The sequence below is a fragment of the Frischella japonica genome (assembly GCF_014489845.1).
Taxonomy (GTDB): Bacteria; Pseudomonadota; Gammaproteobacteria; order Enterobacterales; family Orbaceae; genus Frischella; species Frischella japonica.
On record NZ_JABURY010000037.1, the window covers coordinates 1 to 586 of the forward strand.

1 protein-coding gene is annotated in these 586 nt (G+C 30.2%); it reads right to left on the reverse strand.

Features of this window, described 5'->3' with window-relative positions; genetic code table 11:
* Positions 1-126: 126 nt before the first annotated feature.
* On the reverse strand, positions 127-586 hold a 460-nt coding region (locus tag FcAc13_RS12070), incomplete at its 5' end, for a hypothetical protein (protein ID WP_223064620.1).

A 586-nucleotide genomic window follows, 5' to 3' on the forward strand; every position in this document is an offset into this window, starting at 1 on the left:
CTGTATGATTAACTGCGCTAGCAATTATTGTACATTAGCCGGTAGCTTACCGGCATTCAAATAATGTTAACGTCTTTGGTTATGGGCGAATTGTCATAAAACAGTAAAAATAAAATTTTCAACAAGTTAACCAAAAGAGCGTTTAAGGAAAAAACGACTTATCAAATAGAGCACAATATACCGTAAGACGATAAACCAACACATAAATGAAGAAAGTGAGTGTGATATAGCTATAAATATTGATAAAACAATCAAGATAATAGTATTTAACAAAATAAAGACTACTATAGTAAACGCACCAGCACTTAATAAACTACCTGTTGGGAGCCATTGATAAATACGTTTAACTGAATTCTGTGTTGTGATATATAATAGAGTAAAATCTGCTAGTATAATCACTAAACCCGACAATATGTTTATATTGATATATTCTGCAAAATAAATTTCTACTTCAGGTATATAAAAAAAACAAGTTCCATATAAATACCAAGTTATACCATGCGTTACTGCACAAAATAATGCACTAAAAATCATCCCATACAATTTTGGCAATGCTTTCCCTATTTTTGGATTAGCTGTATTTTGA